This is a genomic window from Streptomyces sp. NPDC097981 (assembly GCF_040302565.1).
In the GTDB taxonomy this organism is placed as follows: Bacteria; Actinomycetota; Actinomycetes; order Streptomycetales; family Streptomycetaceae; genus Streptomyces.
On sequence record NZ_JBEORW010000162.1, the window covers coordinates 1 to 2,300 of the forward strand.

The following is a 2,300-nucleotide window of genomic DNA, read 5'->3' on the forward strand; positions in this document are numbered from 1 at the left end:
CGCACGACGGCGCAGCTCAAGCGGGTACTGGGAAGGACGTGCCATGACTCGATCCTCTCAAACGATCGAGTCCCTACCGAACCCGGAACGGTTCACCTGCAGTTCAGGACGGGTCGCGAGAGTCACTCACAGCTGGACATCAATGTGGTCGACGTCCGTGAACTCGACCAGAAGTCCGCTGACACGGCGGCCGCGGTCCTTGAAGTAGATCTCCTGGAACCCCTCGGCGACGATGTCGAGGAGCTGCTGCTCGGTGGCGCCTTGCTCCTGGGCTTCGAAGAGGCGGGCGGCGTAGGTCGGGGGCAGGCCCTGGGTCAGGTGGCGCATGCGGCCGTCGTCGGTGGTGCCGGCGGCGGCGGTGTAGCCGAAGCGGACGCGGGTCTCGATGATGAGTCCGCCGCTGGTGGCGGCGGCCTTCTTCGCCTTGGCCCGGATCTGCGGCTGCCAGCGCTTGCGTACTTCTCCCGCGAGGCGGGCTGCGAGCTCCTTTGCGGGGCTGCTTGAGTTTGCCGGTGACGTACCGCTCCGCGGTGCGCTGGGAGACGCCCAGGGCTTCGGCTGCGGCCTTGGTTCCTTGAGCTGTTTGACGAGGTACTTCATCTGCGCCTGTGCCGACTTGGGGGCGGGGCGTGTGAACGCCTTCGCCACCGCCTGGCCGAGGCTGTCCCCGAGCTTGCCCATCGCGGTTCCGAAACACCGACGGTGTCACCCACGCACGGCGGCGTGTGCGGGGCGTACAGGGACCTCGCCGTCTTCAACGATGCGACCGGACCGCTGCGGGCCCGGGACGTCTGCGAAGCCCTCGACCACGAACTCCTACCGAAGAACATCGAAGGCACCCCGCGCCAAACTGAAACGCCTGGTCAAGCTCGACATCCTCACCGAGGCCGACGCCGGCAGCTTCACCAGGAAGCAGTAGCCGCCGAGCACCGCGACCAGCAGCCCGTCCGCCCATTCCCCCGCCCCTGTCTGTCGTCGGCGGGTTCGGAGACCCCGCAACCGCTTAAACGGGTGATCTACTGCCGCAAAAAGGTGATCAAAGTTGCGGTCGTCACGTCCTCGATTTCTCCTGATACTCGCATCTTCATGCGGTTTTGCATCAATACGAGAAGGAGAGCGCATTGGCACGCAGGATGACGGCACTCTTCGCCGTCGTTGGACTGGCGGCTACGGTGCTCGGTCTGGCTGCCCCAGCTCAGGCCAAGCCCCCACGACAGCTGAAGGTCACCACGTACAACATCTATCAGGGCGCCGACCTCACGCCGCTGCTGACAGCCCCCACCCCTCAGGAACTCGTCAGGCGAGCCGGCATCGCCTACGACCAGATGGTCGCCACCGACTTCCCGTCCCGTGCCCGAGCGATCTCCCGGCTGCTCCGGCGGGAACACCCAGAGGTCATCGGCCTGCAGGAAGTCGCCCTGTGGAAGAAGGGACCACTGAACGGCTCCCTCACCACCACCTACGACTTCCTCGACATCCTGATCCGGGAGCTGCGCGCGGCCGGTCTCCACTACCACGCCGCCGCGACCGACACGACCCTCAGCGCCACCCTGCCGATCAGCGCCACCGAACAGGCGAGCTTCACCGACCGTGACGTGATCCTGGTAGAGGACGGTCTCCCGGTAACGAATCCGCAGTCGCACCTCTTTGCGGCGAAGCTGGTCGTCACCACCCCGGCCGGCATCACTCTCACCATCCCGCGCGGCTGGTCGGCGGTGGACGTCAGCCTCACCCACGCTGACCGACCGGTCAGCAATCGGCCGGAAACGGTACGGGTGGCCAACACGCATCTGGAACCGGCGGCGCCGCCCATCCGAAACGCCCAGGGCAACGAGCTGTACACCGCACTGGCCCAGTCGCCGTACCCGGTCACTGCTGTCGGGGACTTCAACTCCCTGCCCACCGACGCCACGGGCCCGTACGGTACGTTCACCTCCGGCGGCTACGACGACGCGTGGCGGGCTGTGCGCGGTCCCGGGGACGGATTCACCGTCCGGCAGGACCCCGATCTGCGCAACCTGCCGTCCAAGCTGGACCACCGCGTCGATTACGTCTTCTACCAACCCCCACGGCTGTCGCCGTTCCGCGCCAGAGTGATCGGAGACCATGCGAACGATCGGACCCCCAACGGACTGTGGCCGTCCGATCACGCCGGTGTGGCGGTATCGCTGCGTGTCAGACAGAGTTGACGCGGCCCTGGCGGACATATTGAGGCGAAACTGATGGGTTTCCTGATCGTTGGTGGGGTGTGAGCGAGGATCGGGACATGCGTCGTCTGTCGCCTGCCGCGCAGGAGGATC

3 protein-coding genes are annotated in these 2,300 nt (G+C 66.3%); 2 read left to right on the forward strand and 1 reads right to left on the reverse strand.

From position 1 onward, the window contains the following. Positions 1-126 precede the first annotated feature (126 nt). Positions 127-681, reverse strand: coding sequence for a telomere-protecting terminal protein Tpg (tpg, locus tag ABTY04_RS40765; RefSeq protein ID WP_502996833.1), 555 nt, complete (start codon positions 679-681; stop codon positions 127-129). A 79-nt stretch (positions 682-760) separates the two neighbouring features. Between tpg and ABTY04_RS40770 the strand changes: the two genes are divergently transcribed. Together ABTY04_RS40770 and ABTY04_RS40775 are read left to right on the forward strand one after the other, a co-directional pair. Further along, positions 761-919 (forward strand): hypothetical protein, encoded by a 159-nt coding sequence (locus ABTY04_RS40770; RefSeq protein WP_502996834.1) that lies wholly within the window; start codon positions 761-763, stop codon positions 917-919. 202 nt (positions 920-1,121) lie between these two features. After that, positions 1,122-2,189 (forward strand): endonuclease/exonuclease/phosphatase family protein, encoded by a 1,068-nt coding sequence (locus ABTY04_RS40775; protein WP_352218481.1) that lies wholly within the window; start codon positions 1,122-1,124, stop codon positions 2,187-2,189. Positions 2,190-2,300: the final 111 nt, after the last annotated feature.